Below are 17,160 nucleotides of genomic sequence, written 5' to 3' on the forward strand. Positions count from 1 at the left end.
CGTGGGAGCCGGCGCCACCTGCAGGATATCACTTCTGCGCAGCTCGCTCGACCGGGGGCCGGGCTTGCCCGCGGGCGCCTTGCCGGGCTTTTTGCCGCCGACTTCGTCGTCGTCGCCCTTGAGCTCGCTGCGCGGCACTCGGACCCGCTTGGCGGTGGTGAACGGGCGGAACAGGATCTGCGCGAGGACGATGTCGAGGGCCATGGCGCCGAGGAAGATCGTGCCCATCGCCTGCTCGGCGTTGCGCAGCGCCAGGCCCGAGCTCTCCGGGAGGTCGCAGGTCAGCGAGCCGGGTTGGTAGCCGTTCGAGCGCTGGCACGAGGTCACGCGGGTGATGAAGAGGCCGAGCGCGGCCGCCCCGATCGCCAGCTCGCCGGCCAGAAACGCGGCGCCCAGGCCCTTGCGGCCGTTGTAGAAGTGGCCGACGCCGAACGGCACCAGCGCGACGGCGCGGTTGCGGGCGACCTTCTCGACGACCTCGACCTCCTGCCGCTCGTAGGCCTTGCGCAGCTGCTCGTGATCGCGGCCGAGCGCGCTGGCGGACCTTGAGCTCGTCGAGGTCGGCGATGCAGGCGGCCCGCTCGCCCTTGCACATGTTGAAGCTGGACCGGTCGCGCTCCTCGCGGAGGCTGTTGTAGAGGTCGTAGAACGCCTTGCTGTGGGTGTCGGCCGGGGGCCGCCAGTCGGGCGAGGAGGCCAGCAGGCGCTTGATGTAGCCGGTGGCCCACTCCTGGCTGACGGGCGCGATGTCCGGGTCCTGCAGGGTCGCGTCGGAGAGGTAGCGCAGCGCGGCCTCCTCGAGCAGCGGGTCGCCGAGCTTGCGCCCGTCCACCAGCATCGGCTCGAGCAGCGCGCGCACGCGGGCCCAGTTGCCCTGCGTCCATGCCTGGATGGCGGCGTTGACCTTGTCGACCTCGGTCGTCGGCACGAGCGGCGGCGCGGGGGTGGTGGGCGGTCGCGCGTGGACCGGCGACGCGACGGCGACACCGAGAGCGAGCGAGCAAGCGAGGAGGCGCATGCGGGATCGGTGGGACGCGGCGCTAGAGCGGCGTGAGGGCGATGGGGAACGAATGCGGCCGGGGCCGATCCGCTGCTTGAGGGTCTTGCTGGCGTAACCCTGCGCGCGCACCTCGATGACGATCTCGGCCTCGAGCTGGACGCCGAGGTCGATGTCGGGGAAGCGCTCGACGTCGAGGAGGTGCGGGCGGGTGTCGGGGCAGGGGCCGCTGACGCACACGACGGTGGTCTGCTGCGGGTTGCCGGTGAAGTCGAGGATCGCCTTGAGCGGCTTGACCGGCAGCTCGATCGGCGTGCCGGGGCGACAGTCGCCGCGCTCGACGGTGACGTGGCCCCTGTACTTGGGCCCGGCGACGTGGACGAGCGCGCGCTCGCCGGGCAGGTCGAACTCGACGACCTCGTTGCGCAGCGGCTGCTTGAGCTTGCCGATCTGCAGCGAGTGCAGGCCGCCTTGCAGCAGCACCACCGGCATGCCGACGATCCGCACGGAGCACGGCGTGGTGGAGGACGCGGCCTTCGGCGTGGCCTTTGTCGGCTCCACGGGGCGCACGCCGGCGGTCTTGCGCGGGGTCGGGAGCTCGACGACCGCCTTGGGCTCCTCGCGCGGCGCGTCGCTCGGCTTGGCGCTCTTGTGCTCGGGCCGGACCGCCGTCGACGGGACGATGCTGCCGCCCGGACCCTCGTCGCCGGGGCGGAAGTTCTCTTCTGTCGGCGGGGTCATGTACAAAGGACAGCTCCGCCGCTGACCGCCGCCGTGGTCAGCAGCGCGGCGCCGCCGGCCATCAGCCGCTTGACGGTGCGCTCGCGGGTCCGCAGGCGCGAGAGCATCAGCTTGGCCTGCTTCTGGTCGCGCTCGAGCTCGAGGACGCGGCCGAGCAGGCGGATCGCCCGGGCGCTGTGGCCGGCCCGGGTCGCGCCCTCGGCCCGGGTCATCAGCGCGTTGCAGACGCGCTTGTCGAGCTGGTCGACGTACCGGTCCGGATCGGTGAAGTAGGTGGTGACCTCTTCCTGGGTGGCGGTGACGCCGACCTCCTCGAGGTAGCGCTCGAGGTCGCGGACGAGGTCGTCGGCGGTCTGGTAGCGCTGCTCCGGCTCGCGCGCGAGGGCGCGGTCGATGATCGCCTCGAGCTCGTCGTCGACCAGCGAACAGATGATACTGGGCCGCGTGTACTCGGCCTCGGCGATCCGCGCGAGCACCTCGTGCGGGTTGCGGCCGGAGAACGGCAGCTCGCCGGTGGCCACTGGTAGAGCATGACGCCGACGGCGAACAGGTCGGTGCGCGAGTCGATCGGCTTGCCGTTGATCAGCTCCGGCGCCATGTAGGCCGGGCTGCCGAGCAGCTGGCCCGTCATGGTCAGCTTCTGATGGTCGATGATCTGGGCGATCCCGAAGTCCATCAGCTTGAGGCAGCCGTCGCTGCGGATCATGACGTTCTCGGGCTTGATGTCGCGGTGGACGATGCCCGACTTGTGCGCGTGGCCGAGAGCGGCGCACAGGCGGTGGATGATCAGCGCGGCGAGGGCGGGCCGCGGCCGCCAGCGCGTGTCGAGCCACTCGCGCAAGGTCATGCCGTGGATGAATTCGGTGACGAGGTAGCTCTCCGCCTCGCTCTCGCCCGAGTAGTCGTAGATCTCGAGGATGTTCTCGTGCCGCAGCTTGGCGACCGTGATCGCCTCGCGCCGCAGGCGGGCCCGCGACTCCTCGCGCCCGGCCATGTGCGGGTGGAGGACCTTGATCGCGACCTCGCGGCTCAGGACCGTGTCGATGCCGCGGTAAACCACGGCCATGCCCCCATGCCCGACCTCGCTCTGGATCTCGTACTTGTCGAGCTTGGTTCCGACCAGGGTGGGCATCGCGGGAAGAGGACTCCGTCCGTGTACTACAGATCGACCCCGGAGGGGCAAAGGCCGGTTCCGCGCTGCGGGCAGATCGGCTCCAGCGGGCGATTTCTCGGCCCCGGAGAGGCCGATGTCCGGGCGCCGAACGCGGCCGGACGGGGACGGACCGGCCCTTAGACACCGCGTCCGCGCACCTCTCCGGCGCGAAGGTGCGCCCGGGCTCCGCGCGCCGGGCCGATCCGTGGTAGGGGAAAGCAGCGTTCCATGCCCCGCTCCGGTTTCGTGCCCCAGCCCGCCGAGGGGCTGACCTTTCCCAACGCCCTGGACATGTTCGCCGCGCGCGTGCGACGCACACCGGCGGCCACGGCGCTGCGCTACAAGCTGCGTGGGAGCTGGCACACGCTTCAGTGGCGTGATTGGCACCAGGCCAGCCGGGCCATCGCGGCCGCGCTGGTGCGCATCCACGGGGTCCAGCCCGGCGACCGGATCGCCATCCTGGCGCGCACGCGCGTCGAGTGGGCGCTCGTCGATCTGGCCATCGCCATGACCGGCGCCGTCAGCGTGCCCATCTACCCCAGCGTGACGCCCGAGCAGGCGGCGTACATCCTGCGCGACTGCGGGGCGCAGCTGGCGTTCGCCGACAGCCCCGGCTGGCCCGAGCGGCTGCGCGGGCGCGACCACGCGCTGCGGCACACGTTCTGCTTCGACGAGGCCGGACCGCTGGCGGCCGACTGGAGCTCGTTCGAGGCGCTCCAGACCGCCGGTGAGGGCGCGCTGCCGGGGACCGAGGCGGCGCTCGAGGCGATCGCCGAGGAGCTGTCGCTGACCGACGACTTCACGTGGGTGTACACGTCGGGCACCACGGGCCGCCCGAAAGGCGCGGTGCTCACCCATCGGAACGTTGTTTACGAGGCTTGGGCCATCAAGAGTGTGATCGCGGCCGATCACGCCGACGAGCAGCTGATGGTCCTGCCGCTGGCCCACGTGTTCGGCCGCCACCTCCTGTGGGGCGCGGTGGAGCAGGGGGCGGTCTCCGCGTTCGCCGCCGACCCGGCCGAGCTGGAGCTGGATCTCGTCGCGGTCGCGCCGACGTTCATGGGCGCGGTGCCGCAGATCTACGAGCGCCTCTACGCGCAGATCCGCGCGGAAGTCGCCGCCGCCGGCAAGCTCGCCGAGGCCAGCTTCGCCTGGTGCCTGCAAGTGGGCCGCAAGGTCAGCATGTGCCGCCAGCGCGGCCAGGCGGTCCCGGGCGCGCTGGCGGTCAAGGCGAGCGTGGCCGACAAGCTGTTCTTCGCCCGCATCCGCCAGCGCCTCGGTGGTCGCCTGCGCTTCTTCGTGTCGGGCGGGGCGCCGCTGGCCCGCGAAGTGGCCGAGTTCTTCCACGCGCTCGGGGTCCTGATCCTCGAGGGCTACGGGCTGTCGGAGACGACCGGCGCGTGCACGGTCAATCGCCCCGACCGGTTCCGCTTCGGCACCGTCGGCCCGACCATGCCGGGCTGCGAGCTGCGGATCGCCGACGACGGCGAGGTGCTGGTGCGCGGGCCGGGGGTGATGCGCGGCTACCACGACCTGCCCGAAGAGACCGCGGCGGCGATCGACGCCCAGGGCTGGCTGCACACCGGCGACATCGGCGAGCTGCACGACGGGTTCCTGACGATCACCGATCGCAAGAAGGACCTCATCATCACCTCGACCGGCAAGACGATCGCGCCGCAGCCGCTCGAGCGGCGGCTCGAGCTGGCCGAGGGGATCGCCCACGCGCTGGTGGTCGGCGACGGGCGGCCGTACCTGGCGGCGCTGATCGCCCTCGACGAGGAGGCGATGCTGGCCCGCTCGCGCCAGGAAGGGCTGGGGGCGCGCCGCCTGGCCGATCTCGTGCGGCACCCGCGGATCTTGCAGATCATCCAGGGCCACATCGACGCGCTGAACGCCGATCTCGCCAGCTACGAGGCGATCCGCCGCTTCTCGGTGGTGACCACGCCGCTGACGATCACCGGCGGCGAGCTCACCCCGACCGGCAAGCTGCGCCGCCGCGAGGTCCAGGACCGCTACGCGGCCCAGATCGCCGCGCTCTACCCGGACTCCGGGCAACGGGCGGTGGCCGGGTGAGTCGGCGCGGTCGCCGCAAGCCCGGGGCACCGGCCATCGGTGAACGATTCGCTTTGTGCTTGACGTCCCCGGGCGGTTGCGCTACCTAGGCAGCCCCTCGCCGGCACCGGCGAGCAGCACGAAAAACAGGGCCGTAGCTCAGTTGGTTAGAGCGCTACCTTGACACGGTAGAGGTCGACGGTCTCGAATCCGTCCGGTCCTATGGAACGCCGCTGAGGCTCGCCTCAGCGGCGTTTTTCTTGTTTCTCGCTCGCTCCTGCGGCTCGCCTTGTGTACGCTTCGCGCCCCATGGCGGACGAACACGCGCAAGAGATCGAGCACATGATCGACCCTTCGGTGCCGAATCTGTCGCCGGTCGAGACTTTGCGGCACAGCGCGGCCCACGTGATGGCTTCGGCGATCAAGCGGCTGTGGCCCGAGGCCAAGCTGGCGTTCGGGCCGCACACCGAAGACGGCTTCTACTACGACATCGACATGCCGCACCGCCTCGTGCCCGAGGACTTCGCGGCGATCGAGGCCGAGATGCAGAAGGAGGTCGAGGCGCGCCACCCGTTCGTGCGCGAGGAGATCGCCCGCGACGCCGCCATCGAGCTGTTCCGCGGCCTGAACGAGACCTACAAGGTCGAGGCGATCGGCTCGATCCCCGCCGGCGCCACCCTCACGCTCTACCGCAGCGGCGACTTCGTCGACCTGTGCCGCGGCCCCCACGTCAAGAGCACCGCCGACGTGCGCGCCTTCAAGGTGATGAGCATCGCCGGGGCCTACTGGCGCGGCGACGAGAAGCGGCCGCAGCTGCAGCGCGTGTACGGCACCGCGTTCGCCGACCGCAAGGAGCTCAAGGAGCACCTGCGCCTGCTCGAGGAGGCCAAGGCCCGCGACCACCGCAAGCTCGGCAAGGAGCTCGGGCTGTTCTACTTCGACCCGATCGCGCCGGCGAGCCCGTTCTTCACCGGCCGCGGGGCCACGATCTACAACCTGCTGCAGGCCTACGTGCGCGGGCTGTACCGCCGGCACGGCTACCAAGAGGTGATCACGCCGCAGATCTTCGACATGGATCTGTTCCGCACCTCGGGCCACTACGATCACTACAAAGAGAACATGTTCGCCTGCACGGTGGACGAGCGCGAGTTCGGGGTGAAGCCGATGAACTGCCCCGGCCACTGCGTGCTGTTCCGCCAGTCGCACCACAGCTACCGCGATCTCCCGCAGCGCCTGGCCGACTTCGGGCGCCTGCACCGCTACGAGCGCGCCGGCGTGGTCCACGGGCTCACCCGCGTGCGCAGCTTCTGCCAGGACGACGCCCACATCTTCTGCACCACCGACCAGGTCGGGCAGGAGATCGCCAACGTCACGGCGATGATCCTCGAGTGCTACAAGACCTTCGGCTTCGACCGGCCGGAGATCGAGGTGAGCACCCGCCCGGCGTCGTTCCTCGGCGAGCTCGAGACGTGGAACCGCGCCGAGGCGGCGCTGATGGCCGCGCTCGACGGCGCCGGCCTGCCGTACACCATCAATCACGGCGACGGCGCCTTCTACGGGCCGAAGATCGACTTCAAGGTCCGCGACGCGCTGCGCCGCAGTGGCAGCTCGGCACCGTCCAGCTCGACTTCCAGCTGCCCGAGCGGTTCGGCCTCGAGTACGTCGCGCCCGACGACTCGCGCGGCCGGCCGGTGATGATCCACCGCGCCATGCTCGGCAGCCTCGAGCGCTTCTTCGGCGTCTACCTCGAGCACGTGGCCGGTCGCTTCCCGACCTGGCTCGCGCCGGTGCAGGTGGCGATCTTGCCGATCACCGCGGCGCACCACGCGTGGGCCGGCGAGGTCGAGGCGGCGCTGGTCGCCCGCGGCCTGCGGGTCCACACCGACCTGCGCAACGAGAAGCTCGGGCTCAAGATCCGCGAGGCCACGCTGCTGCGCGTGCCGACGATGCTGGTCCTCGGCGACAAGGAGGTCGAGGGCAGGGGGTCGCGCCGCGCACCCGCGACGGTCAGACGGGCGCCCTCGAGCCCCTGGCCGGCTTCGTCGAGCGCATGGCCGAAGAGGCCCGGATCCCGTCCTGAAGTCGTGATGGCGCGGTCACGAATGTGACGGCGCGGGCACAGTCACGGGCGAGGCGCGGCCGGCTGGGGCCCGCCGCGCGCATCGTCCCGGAAGCCGTCGTGGCCGGTTACGCGGGGCCTTGGCTGCTGCGCGTCGAAGGGGCTTGACGGCGCGTCCAGAATTGCACACAAAATGGCGCCCCGGCTGGGGAGGTGCGCGAAGCTCGCCTCTACTCGCCGCTTTTCTCTTGAAGGAGTACCGCCATCGGCCGCAGACAACAGAAGCCCAAGCCCCGCGTCGAGACCCATCGCGTAGGTCGCCGGATCCGCGTCAAGGAAGTCCGGGTGATCGACGCCAATGGCGAACAGCTTGGGATCATGCTCACCCAGGATGCCATGGCGCGCGCGGAGGAAGCGAACCTTCAGTTGGTTGAAGTCAACCCGAAGGCCAGCCCTCCCGTGTGCAAGATCATGGACTACGGGAAGTTCAAGTACGAGACCGCCAAGCGCGACCGCGAGGCGAAGAAGAACCAGAAGACGACGGAGCTCAAAGAGGTCAAGTTCCGCCCGAAGACCCATGACCACGACTTCGACTTCAAGACGCGGCACATCCGCCGCTTCTTGGACGAAGGCGACAAGGTCAAGCTCGTCGTCCAGTTCCGCGGTCGCGAGATCACCCACCCCGAGACAGGTCGTGCGATCCTCGAGAAGGTGATCCGCGAGCTCGTCGACGTCGCCACGGTGCTCCAGCTGGCGCAGATGGAGGGCAACCGCATGAACATGGTGCTCGCCCCCAAGCCGCAGCGCCCGGGCGTGGTGAAGCCCAAGCCGCCCGAGGGGCCGATCGCTCGTCCTGCCGCTCCGCCGCCGCCGCCGCCGTCCACTGACGGCGAGGACGACGACGAGGGCTACGACGACGACTTCGACGACGACACGACGGGTCTCGACGACCCGGACGCTGACGCCGCCAACTAATCCGGAGCACGGCGGGGCCGTCCGCCTGCTCGAATCCGTGAGTCAACACAAAACCAGCGGCCAGCCCCGGACCTCGCGTCCGTGGGCGAGCTGGGGTATCTCCAGCCCCCCGTCACGCTTCAAGGCGCCTCGCGCCTGAACTGGCCCTCGCTCTCTAGAAGACGCCATCATGCCCAAGATGAAGTCCCACTCCGGCGCGAAGAAGCGCTTCCGCTTCACCGCCTCCGGCAAGGCGAAGCGAAAGCACTCGCACAAGAACCACATCCTCACCAAGAAGCACAGCGACCGCATTCGCAAGCTCAAGGGCATGACGATCGTCTCCGAGCCCGACCAGAAGCGGATCGAGATCATGCTTCCGAATGGGAGGACCTGAACCATGCCTCGCGCAAAACGTGGATTTAAGGCGCGGCGCCGCCGCAATCGTATTCTCAAGGCCGCGAAGGGCTTCCGTGGCGGCCGCTCGCGGATGTTCCGCCGCGCGCTCGAGGCCGTGCATCACGCGTGGATGCACATGTACACGAGCCGCAAGGGCCAGAAGCGCGTCATGCGTCGGCTCTGGATCGTCCGCCTCAACGCCGCCGCTCGCCTGCACGGCCTCAGCTACAGCCGCCTGATCGAGGGCCTCGGCAAGGCCGGGATCGTCCTCGACCGCAAGGTGCTGTCCGACCTCGCGGTGTTCGACAACGCGGCGTTCGGCAAGGTCGTCGCCGAGGCTCGCGGCGCCCTGGCGTAGCGAACCCTCCTCCTCGGGCCCGTCGTGCCAGGTGCGCGTCGGGCCCGAGTCGCGACCGCGATCCGGGCGCGCCCCGCCGACCTCACCCCTGAGACATCGTTCGAGCCGCGCTCCCGGCTCGTCGCCGTTCAAGCGGGCGGCGAGGCCGGCGGAAAAGAGGCACACTCTCGCCATGCCAGCACGTTTGGCCACGCAGCTCGCGGCCTTCCAGGAGGCGCTCGCCGGCGTCGACTCGGAGGCCGCGCTCTACGAGCTCCAGGTCGCCTACCTCGGCAAGAAGGGCACCGTCACCGCGCTCCGCGGCGAGATGGGCAAGCTCCCGCCGGAGGAGCGCAAGGGCTTCGGCGCCGAGTGGAACCGGGTCCGCGACGCCATCGAGGCCGCGCTCGAGGAGCGCCGCACCTATCTCAAAGACCAGGCGCGCCGCCTCGACCTCGCGCGCGTCGAGGATTTGACGCTGCCGCCGCTGCGTCCGCCGGCCGGCACGCTGCACCCGCTGTCGCAGACGCGCCGGCGCCTGAGCGAGAGCTTCCAGCGGCTCGGCTTCTCGCTGGCCGTCGGCCCGCACGTCGAGCACAGCAAGTACAACTTCGACGACCTCAACGTGCCGAAGGACCACCCGGCGCGCGACATGGCGGACACCTTCTTCGTCCGCCCGCACCGCCACCCCGGCTTCGACGACCACTCCGACAACGACGCGGCGATGCGCCTGCGCGCCGGCGAGCTGGTCCTGCGCACGCACACGTCGCCCGTGCAGGTGCGGACGATGCTGACGCAGAAGCCGCCGATCCGGATCGTCGCGCTCGGCACGACCTTCCGCTGCGACGACGACGCGACGCACAGCCCGATGTTCCACCAGATCGAGGGCCTCTACGTCGACCGCGGGGTGACCATGGCCGACCTCAAGGCCACGCTGATGGACTTCACCCGCGACTTCTACGGCCGTCGCCTCGACGTCCGCTTCCGGCCCAGCTTCTTCCCGTTCGTCGAGCCGGGCGCCGAGTTCGACATCGGCTGCCCGTTCTGTGGCGGCGAGGGGTGCAACCTGTGCAAGAGGACAGGTTACATCGAGATCGGCGGGTGCGGCATGGTCCACCCGGCGGTGTTCGAGGCCTGCGGGATCGACCCCGAGGTCTACACCGGCTGGGCGTTCGGCTTCGGCGTCGATCGCATGACGATGTCGCAGCACGCGGTGCCGCACCTGCGGCACATGTTCGAAGGTGATGTTCGGTTTCTGGAGCAGTTCCCGTGAAGATCTCGCACCAGTGGCTCAGTGAAATGTTCGCCGAGGGCGCGCTCGAAGCGGCGCTCGCGGCCTGGTCGGCCGAGGGCAAGGCCGCGGCTTACACCCGCCTGCTCACCGGCCTGGGCCTCGAGGTCGAGGCCGTCCACGCCGTGGGCGAGGGCGTGCGCTCGATCGTGGTCGGCGAGATCCGCGGCAAGTCGCCGCACCCGAAGGCCGACAAGCTGACGGTCGTCGAGCTGTTCGATGGGACAGGTGTCGTCCAGGTCGTGTGCGGCGCCAGCAACCTCCCGCCGCTCGGCGGCAAGGTGGCGTTCGCGCCGGTCGGCGCGGTCCTCCCGGGCGGCCTGGCGATCGCGGCCCGCGAGCTGCGCGGCGTGCCGTCGCAGGGCATGATCTGCTCCGAGGCCGAGCTCGAGATCGGCGCCGACGACAGCGGGATCCTCGTGCTGCCGGAGGACTGGCGCGCGGGCGACCGCCTGGTCGACCGCGTGCCCGGGATCGTCGACACGATCCTCGAGCTGGGCGTGACGCCGAACCGTCCCGACGCGCTCGGGCACATCGGCGTGGCCCGCGACGTCGGCACCAAGCTCGGGCTGCCGCTGCGGCCGCCGCACGTCCACCGGCCCGAGGCGGCGAACACCCCGGGGCTGGTGACGATCGCGGCGCCGGAGCTGTGCGGGCGCTATCTCGGGTATGTCCTCGAGGGCATGTCCGTTCAGCCATCTCCGCTGTGGATGCGGGTCCGCCTGCACCGCGTCGGCCTGCGGGCGATCAGCAACGTCGTCGACGTGACCAACTTCGTGCTGATGGAGTGCGGCCAGCCGCTGCACGCGTTCGACCGCGATCGCCTGGCCGAGGGCCGGGTGGTGGTCCGCCGGGCCGAGCGCGACGAGCCGATGACCACGCTCGACGGCACGCAGAAGCTGCTGACGACCGACGACCTGGTGATCGCCGACGCCGGCGCGCCGCAGGCCCTCGCCGGCGTGATGGGCGGCGCGCAGTCGATGGTGCACGCGGGCACGCACCACCTGCTGCTCGAGGCGGCCTGGTTCGCGCCGCCGGGGATCCGCGCGACCGCCCGTCGCCACGGCTACGCCACCGACTCGAGCTACCGCTTCGAGCGCGGCGTCGACCACGGGGTCGGGCTCGAGCGGGCGGCCCTGCGCGCGCTCGGGCTGCTGCTCGAGCTGGCCGGCGGCCGCTGCACGGCCTGGACCGACGCGGCCGGCGAACGGCCGCAGCAGCCGACCATCCCGCTGCGCCTGCCGCGGGTCACCGCGCTGCTCGGCGTCGAGGTCCCGGCCGACACCGCCCGCGCGGTGCTCGGCGGCCTCGAGTTGCAGGTGCGCGAGGACAGCCCCGAGGCGTGGACCTGCGTGGCGCCGACGCACCGCCCGGACCTTCGCCGCGAGGTCGACCTGATCGAGGAGCTGATGCGCTTCCACGGGCTCGACAAGGTGCCGGCGCGGCTGACGGTGCCGGCCGAGGCGCGCGGCGGCTCACAGCGATCCGATCACCGAGCTCGGCGACCGCCTGGCCGAGGGCCTGCGCGACGCCGGCCTGCACGAGCACGTGGCGATGGCGTTCGTCGCCGAGTCGAAGATCGAGTTCTTCACCGTGCCGCCCGAGCGACGCGTCCGCGTCGAGAACCCGATGCGCGCGGCCGGCGTGATGCGGACGCACATGCTGCCGGGGCTGCTCGACGCGCTGGCGCACAACGTCGCCCGCCACACCCGCCCGGTCCGCCTGTTCGAGGTCGGTCGCACGTATGCCTGGCCCGAACGACATGTCCCGAAGGTCGGGCCGACTGCGGCGATCGACGTCCTGCTGCCGCGCGAGCGCGCGGTCGCGGCGGCGCTGATCTACGGCGGCGCGAAGGGCGGGGCGAGCGCGCGCGAGATCACCGGCGCAGCCGTGCAGGCGCTCGCGCGCGTGGGCCTGCGGGCGCGGCCCGTCGATCCGCCCGCGCCCGCCGCCCACCTGCACCCGGGTGTGCAGGCGGCGCTGGCGGTCGACGGCGTGGTGATCGGCGAGGCCGGCGAGGTCCATCCGGACCTGGTGCGCGCGTGGGACCTGCCCGAAGGGACACGTGTGTACTACGCCGAGATCGACATCGAGGCGGTCCCGCCGCGCGTGACCGCGACGGCGCGCGATCTGCCGCGCTTCCCGTCGACGGCCCGCGATCTCTCGCTCGAGATGCCGCTGACCCTGAGCGCGGCGCGGGTGGTCGCGGCGCTGACCGCCGCGGCCGGCCAAGTGCATCGCACCGCCATCGAGGCGAGCGAGCGCGCGAGCGGCAAGACGAGCGCCGGCGAGGTCCGCCTGGCCACCGACTCGTTCGGCGAGCCGGCCGTCGAGGTCCTCGAGGACTACCGCGGCGCCGGCGTGCCGGTCGGCCACCGCGCGCTGCTCCTGCGCCTGCACTACGCGGCCGAGCAGCGCTCGGTCACCGACGACGAGGCGCAGGCGCTGCACAACGCCATCGTCGCCGCGGCCTGCGAGTCGCTGCGGGCCTCGGCGCCGACGGTGCGCCCGCGCTGACCCGCGAGGGCAGGGCACCCGCACATCGCCTGTCCGTGAGGACAGGCGATGGTGAACCATGGCATGTCCCCGAGGACATGTTCGTCAGGTCATGGGTGCTTTCTGTAAACTGTCCTGAAGGACAGGTTTGGCACGTCGCGTCTGCGAGGCGAGTCGGTGCCTCCCAGCCGGTCGCTCGGCGTCGTCGAGATCACGCCCGGCGAGATCTTCCAGGCCGCGGATCGTCCGTCTGGCCGGGCCGAGGGGAGGATCGGCGTCCGCCGGCGCGACCCGCACGGGGGTCGACATCGGCCGGCTCCGTGTGCCAGGTTCCCCGCCCGCGATGACCACCCCGGCCGAATTCGATCCCGTCCCCGTGCTCGCCCGCGACCTGCAGCTGCCCGAGCGGGGCGTCGCTGCGGTGGTCCGACTGCTCGCCGAGGGCGCCACGGTGCCGTTCATCGCCCGCTACCGCAAGGAGGCCACCGGCGGGCTCGACGAGGTCCAGATCCGGGCCATCGAGGAGCGCCGTACCTACGTGCTCGAGCTCGAGGATCGCCGACGCGCCGTGCTCGACACGATCGCCGCCCAGGGCCTTTTGACCGACGAGCTGCGGGCCAAGATCCTCGCCTGCGACACCAAGGCCGCGCTCGAGGACCTGTACCTCCCGTTCAAGCCCAAGCGGCGCACGCGGGCGATGGTGGCGCGCGAGCGCGGGCCGCAGCCGCTGGCCGATCGGATCCTCGCTCAGCCCGACGACGGCGATCCGCAGGCCGAGGCCGTCAAGTTCGTCAAGACCGAGCTCGAGGTGCCCGACGTCAAGACCGCCCTGGCCGGCGCGCGGGACATCGTCGCCGAGGTCCTGGCCGAGTCGCCCGAGGTGCGGGCCATGGTCCGCGAGGCCTTCGCCAAGGAGGGCACCGTGCGCTCCGAGGTGATGGCCGACAAGGCCGGGCAGCCGACCAAGTTCGAGCAGTACTACGACCACGAGGAGCCGGCCGCGAACATGCCGTCGCACCGGTTCCTGGCCGTCCGTCGCGGCGAGCAGGAGGGCGTCCTGCGCGTCAAGATCGGCGTCGGCGCCGAAGCCGTCACGCCGCGGATCGAGGCGCTGGCCAAGGCTCGCGCCGGCACTCCGTTCCACGCGGAGATGGTGGCCGCCTCGCGCGACGCGTTCGTGCGCCTGCTGGCGCCGACGATCGAGACCGACGTGCGCATCGAGCTGAAGATGAAGGCCGACCGCGAGGCCGTGCAGGTGTTCGGCGACAACCTGCGCGCGCTGCTGCTGGCGGCCCCGTTCGAGGGGCGCCGCGCCATCGGCGTCGACCCCGGCCTGCGCACCGGCTGCAAGTGCGCCGCGCTCGACGAGACCGGCACCTACCTGGGCCAGGTCACCCTCTACACCAGCCAGGGCGCGGCCGCGGCGGCGCGGGCCGAGCAGGAGCTGGTCGCCTTCGTCAAGACGCACAAGCCCGACGCGATCGCCGTCGGCAACGGCACCGGCGGGCGCGAGGCCGAGGCGTTCGTGCGCGCGGCGCTGGCCTCGGCTGGCCTCAAGGACATCATCGTCGTGCCCGTCAGCGAGGCCGGCGCGAGCGTCTACAGCGCCTCCGAGGTCGCGCGCGAGGAGCTGCCCGATCTCGACGTGACGATCCGCGGCGCCGTCTCGATCGCGCGCCGCCTGCAGGACCCGCTGGCCGAGCTGGTGAAGATCGATCCCAAGGCGATCGGCGTCGGCCAGTACCAGCACGACGTGTTCCAGCCGCTGCTGGCGAAGAAGCTCGATCAGGTGGTCGAGAGCTGCGTCAACGGCGTCGGCGTCGACCTCAACACCGCGAGCGCGCCGCTCTTGGCGCGGGTGGCCGGCCTGCGGCCGACCGTGGCCAAGAGCGTGGTCGAGCACCGCGCCCGCAACGGCGCCTTCGCCAGCCGGCAGGCGCTGCTGACGGTCCCGGGCCTCGGGCCCAAGACCTTCGAGCAGGCGGCCGGCTTCCTGCGGATCCGCGGCGGCGAGCACCCGCTCGACGCGTCGGCCGTCCACCCCGAGCGCTACCCGCTGGTCGAGGCGATCGCGGCCGACCTCGGCGTGCCGCTGGCGAAGCTGGTCGGCGACGCCGCGTTGGCCGCCAAGATCCCGGTGGCGCGTTACGCCACCGACAGCGTCGGCGAGCCGACCCTGCGCGACATCGTCGCCGAGCTCGGCAAGCCCGGCCGGGACCCGCGCGATCGCTTCGACCCGCCGAAATTCCGCGAAGACGTCACGACCATGAACGACCTCAAGGTCGGCATGACGCTCGAGGGCGTCGTCACCAACGTGACTGCCTTCGGCGCCTTCGTCGACGTCGGCGTCCATCAGGACGGCCTCGTCCACATCTCGCAGCTCTCCGACCGCTTCGTGAAGGACCCGCACGAGGTCGTGAAGGCCGGCGACCGCCTCAAGGTGCGCGTGCTCGAGGTCGATCTCGAGCGGAAGCGCATCGCCCTGACCGCCAAGAGCGAGGGGCCGCGCGGACAGGCCCCGCAGCCCAAGGTGCAGGAACGCACGCCGATGAACAAGGGGCGGGGTCCGAAGCCCTCGGAGGCGCCGCGGGCCCAGCAGACCTTCAGCAACAACCCGTTCGCGCGCCTGCGCAAGCCGTGATCCACGCGAGCAATCCCCCTGCGGGACCGCTATGATGGGGCGTTCGCCCCATGTCCGACGAGACGCCCGCGATCCGCGCCCATTACGCCAAGCTGGCGCTCAAGCGCCTGCGTGCCTACCCCGAGGGCAAGGGCAGCGGGATCCGTGAGCGCGTCGGCAGCGAGCGCCTGGCGGCGATCCGCGACGCGGCGAGCCTCGACTGGGTGCCGGCGGCGACGGTCGTCGCGCTGTGCGACGCCATCCTCGAGGTGCTGGGCGAGGAGGCCGCGCGTGGGTTCTGGACCGACCTCATGCGTGACAGCTACGACCACGGGATCCTGAAGCCGCTGACGATGCTCGCCGGCTTCGGGCTCGGCAAGTCGGCGATGTCGGGGCTCGTCAAGACTGCGCCGCGGGCGTGGCTGCTCTCGAGTCAGGCGTGCGGGACCCTGGAGGTCATCGACGACGCCGCGGGGCTCAAGCTGCGCAGCCACGACATGGCCCCTGAGATCTTGCACAGCCGCGGCTTCCTCTGCGTGTTCTACGGGGCGTGTCGGGCGATGCTCGACGTGCTGAAGAGCCGCGCGAGGCTGGAGATCTACGCCCACGAGGTCGACGGACAGCCGCAGCTCGGGTTCAGCTTCAGCTCGACCCGTAAAACGCCGCCGGGGCGGCGCGAGCCAGGCGGCGCCGACGCCGTCGCTCGCGGGCAGGGCCGTCAGGGCGAGTTCGCCCACACGCGCGTGCGGGCCCGCGGGTGCGCGTCGCTGCCGCGACGGCGCCGCTTTGTGATAGCTTCCCGTCCCCAGGAGGCAGCATGTTGAAGCGCTCGTTGTTCATCGCCGCGGCTTTTGGCCTGTTCGTGGTCGCCGACGCCGGATGCAAGAAGCAGGAGGAGTCGACGGCACCCGACGAGGTCGCCGAAAGCACCCCGAAGAAGAAGGGGTGAGCGAGGACAACGAGGACAGCATGGTCGCCGCCGGACCGTCTTCGAGCGAGGGTGAGGGCGAGGCTCCGCCCGCGACCACCGACATGGACGCCGCGGTCGCCAAAGAAGACGCCAAGGTCAAGAAGCCGGAGGTCAAGGAGGTCTGCAAGACCAAGACCGTCGGCAAGGGCAAGGCGAAGAAGAAGGAGACCACCTGCGAGATGGTCGACAGCAACCCGAAGCTCAGCGCGTCGATCGGCGTGAACTCGCTGATCAAGGGCTTCGAGTGGGGCATGAGCCCCGAGCAGGTGCTCGCCAAGCTGGGTGAGTCGATCAACAAGTACTTCGACGACCAGCTCAAGGAGACCAAGAACCCGATGGACCAGGATCGGATCCGCAAGGAGCGGAACGATCAGCTCAACGAGCTCAAGAAGGGTCACATCAAGTTCGCGTCGTCGTCCAAGCACAAGTGGGGCGTCTCGCTCATCCAGTACGAGTTCGCCGACGACAACAACGAGGAGATGATCTGGGTCAAGGAAGGCTCGAAGCTGCGCAAGTTCTACTTCTTCAAGGACGGCCAGCTGTGGAAGATCGTCTACGCGTTCAACAAGGAGAAGTGGCCGGACAAGGACTACGCCGGCGTGGTCGACGGCTCCTTCAAGAAGTGGTTCGGCGTCAACCCGGCCGCCAAGGTCAAGCAGGACCCGAAGACCGCCGCGGTGCTGCTCCGCTACAACGAGTGGACCGGTGAGAAGAACGAGAAGGTCCGCTCGTTCGACATGACCGAGGTCCACGGCGTCGTCGTGGTCGCCGTCGTCGACGGCGTGCAGGAGACCAGCATCGGCGAGCGCCTGCCCAACATCAAGGGCGACGACAAGTTCACCGACACCGTCGGCGACGTGCTCGGCACCTCCGATGTCGCCTACGACGAGAAGGGCAACATCATCGAGGGCAAGAACCCGGCCAAGTGAGCGCCCGGCGCCGATTGGGGCGCCTGTCCTGACGGCCATGTCCTCGCGGCCCTGTTCTTCGGAGCAGGGCCGCGGCGCTTCTCGGCCCCGCGCTGCATCGGTCGTCGCGGCGCCGTGTCTTCGCGGCCCTGTTCTTCGGATCGGGTCGCGGCGCGTTCTCGGCCC

The 17,160-nt window shown here is 70.8% G+C and carries 14 protein-coding genes, 1 tRNA gene and 2 pseudogenes; 14 read left to right on the forward strand and 3 right to left on the reverse strand.

What is annotated here, in order from left to right:
- Positions 1-28 precede the first annotated feature (28 nt).
- Genes OV079_RS10830 through OV079_RS10840 form a run of 3 tightly spaced genes read right to left on the reverse strand, consistent with a single transcriptional unit; the run spans position 29 to position 2,870 of the window.
- A complete protein-coding gene (locus OV079_RS10830) occupies positions 29-1,738 on the reverse strand; it encodes a hypothetical protein (RefSeq protein ID WP_267768034.1) in 1,710 nt (569 codons plus the stop codon).
- Complete coding sequence (locus OV079_RS10835) at positions 1,735-1,950, reverse strand: hypothetical protein (RefSeq protein ID WP_267768036.1); 216 nt, start codon at positions 1,948-1,950, stop codon at positions 1,735-1,737. Before OV079_RS10835 ends, OV079_RS10830 begins: the two co-directional genes overlap by 4 nt.
- A complete protein-coding gene (locus tag OV079_RS10840) occupies positions 1,950-2,870 on the reverse strand; it encodes a serine/threonine-protein kinase (protein WP_267768037.1) in 921 nt (306 codons plus the stop codon). The genes OV079_RS10835 and OV079_RS10840 overlap by 1 nt, the downstream gene beginning before the upstream one ends.
- 249 nt (positions 2,871-3,119) lie before the next feature.
- Here OV079_RS10840 and OV079_RS10845 point away from each other — a divergent pair, with 249 nt between their 5' ends.
- The 14 genes and pseudogenes from OV079_RS10845 (at position 3,120) to OV079_RS10910 (ending at position 16,995) form a co-directional block, all read left to right on the forward strand.
- On the forward strand, positions 3,120-4,964 hold the full coding sequence (locus OV079_RS10845) for an AMP-dependent synthetase/ligase (protein WP_267768040.1): 1,845 nt from the start codon (positions 3,120-3,122) through the stop codon (positions 4,962-4,964).
- A 127-nt stretch (positions 4,965-5,091) separates the two neighbouring features.
- Positions 5,092-5,166 (forward strand) — tRNA-Val (locus OV079_RS10850).
- A 185-nt stretch (positions 5,167-5,351) separates the two neighbouring features.
- Positions 5,352-6,637, forward strand: a pseudogene (thrS, locus tag OV079_RS10855) (threonine--tRNA ligase); the annotation flags it as partial.
- A gap of 15 nt (positions 6,638-6,652) precedes the next feature.
- Positions 6,653-7,051, forward strand: coding sequence for a His/Gly/Thr/Pro-type tRNA ligase C-terminal domain-containing protein (locus tag OV079_RS10860; protein WP_267768044.1), 399 nt, complete (start codon positions 6,653-6,655; stop codon positions 7,049-7,051).
- Positions 7,052-7,266: 215 nt separating this feature from the next.
- Entirely contained in the window at positions 7,267-7,977 is a 711-nt protein-coding gene (infC, locus tag OV079_RS10865) for a translation initiation factor IF-3 (protein ID WP_267778505.1), read from the forward strand.
- Between the two features lie 169 nt (positions 7,978-8,146).
- The gene (gene rpmI, locus OV079_RS10870) at positions 8,147-8,350 is read left to right on the forward strand and encodes a 50S ribosomal protein L35 (RefSeq protein ID WP_224197824.1); all 204 of its coding nucleotides are present in this window, start codon (positions 8,147-8,149) and stop codon (positions 8,348-8,350) included.
- Positions 8,351-8,353: 3 nt separating this feature from the next.
- Positions 8,354-8,710, forward strand: coding sequence for a 50S ribosomal protein L20 (rplT, locus tag OV079_RS10875; protein WP_096333202.1), 357 nt, complete (start codon positions 8,354-8,356; stop codon positions 8,708-8,710).
- Positions 8,711-8,882: 172 nt separating this feature from the next.
- A complete protein-coding gene (gene pheS, locus OV079_RS10880; protein WP_267740998.1) occupies positions 8,883-9,962 on the forward strand; it encodes a phenylalanine--tRNA ligase subunit alpha in 1,080 nt (359 codons plus the stop codon).
- 26 nt (positions 9,963-9,988) lie between these two features.
- Positions 9,989-11,374 (forward strand): annotated as a pseudogene (gene pheT, locus OV079_RS57645) (phenylalanine--tRNA ligase subunit beta); the annotation flags it as partial.
- 94 nt (positions 11,375-11,468) lie between these two features.
- Positions 11,469-12,497, forward strand: a complete 1,029-nt coding sequence (locus OV079_RS10890; protein ID WP_267778506.1) for a hypothetical protein — start codon at positions 11,469-11,471, stop codon at positions 12,495-12,497.
- Between the two features lie 322 nt (positions 12,498-12,819).
- Entirely contained in the window at positions 12,820-15,117 is a 2,298-nt protein-coding gene (locus OV079_RS10895) for a Tex family protein (RefSeq protein WP_267768046.1), read from the forward strand.
- A gap of 50 nt (positions 15,118-15,167) precedes the next feature.
- Positions 15,168-15,920 carry a hypothetical protein gene (locus OV079_RS10900; protein WP_267768048.1) on the forward strand — a complete coding sequence of 251 codons (753 nt, stop codon included), beginning with the start codon at positions 15,168-15,170 and terminating at the stop codon, positions 15,918-15,920.
- Positions 15,914-16,045, forward strand: coding sequence for a hypothetical protein (locus tag OV079_RS10905; RefSeq protein ID WP_267768050.1), 132 nt, complete (start codon positions 15,914-15,916; stop codon positions 16,043-16,045). The genes OV079_RS10900 and OV079_RS10905 overlap by 7 nt, the downstream gene beginning before the upstream one ends.
- Positions 16,042-16,995: a hypothetical protein gene (locus tag OV079_RS10910; protein WP_267768051.1), complete on the forward strand. Its 954-nt coding sequence runs from the start codon at positions 16,042-16,044 to the stop codon at positions 16,993-16,995. Before OV079_RS10905 ends, OV079_RS10910 begins: the two co-directional genes overlap by 4 nt.
- The last annotated feature ends 165 nt before the right edge of the window (positions 16,996-17,160 follow it).

Source organism: Nannocystis pusilla (genome assembly GCF_026626665.1).
Taxonomy (GTDB): Bacteria; Myxococcota_A; Polyangia; order Nannocystales; family Nannocystaceae; genus Nannocystis; species Nannocystis pusilla.

Coding starts and splice junctions, on each gene's coding strand:
- OV079_RS10900 (WP_267768048.1), top strand. CDS start 15,168: ATGTCCGACGAGACGCCCGCGATCCGCGCCCATTACGCCAAGCTGGCG.
- OV079_RS10845 (WP_267768040.1), top strand. CDS start 3,120: ATGCCCCGCTCCGGTTTCGTGCCCCAGCCCGCCGAGGGGCTGACCTTT.
- OV079_RS10835 (WP_267768036.1), bottom strand. CDS start 1,950: ATGACCCGGGCCGAGGGCGCGACCCGGGCCGGCCACAGCGCCCGGGCG.
- rpmI (WP_224197824.1), top strand. CDS start 8,147: ATGCCCAAGATGAAGTCCCACTCCGGCGCGAAGAAGCGCTTCCGCTTC.
- pheS (WP_267740998.1), top strand. CDS start 8,883: ATGCCAGCACGTTTGGCCACGCAGCTCGCGGCCTTCCAGGAGGCGCTC.
- OV079_RS10840 (WP_267768037.1), bottom strand. CDS start 2,870: ATGCCCACCCTGGTCGGAACCAAGCTCGACAAGTACGAGATCCAGAGC.
- OV079_RS10860 (WP_267768044.1), top strand. CDS start 6,653: ATGCTCGGCAGCCTCGAGCGCTTCTTCGGCGTCTACCTCGAGCACGTG.
- rplT (WP_096333202.1), top strand. CDS start 8,354: ATGCCTCGCGCAAAACGTGGATTTAAGGCGCGGCGCCGCCGCAATCGT.
- OV079_RS10830 (WP_267768034.1), bottom strand. CDS start 1,738: ATGACCCCGCCGACAGAAGAGAACTTCCGCCCCGGCGACGAGGGTCCG.
- OV079_RS10895 (WP_267768046.1), top strand. CDS start 12,820: ATGACCACCCCGGCCGAATTCGATCCCGTCCCCGTGCTCGCCCGCGAC.
- OV079_RS10905 (WP_267768050.1), top strand. CDS start 15,914: ATGTTGAAGCGCTCGTTGTTCATCGCCGCGGCTTTTGGCCTGTTCGTG.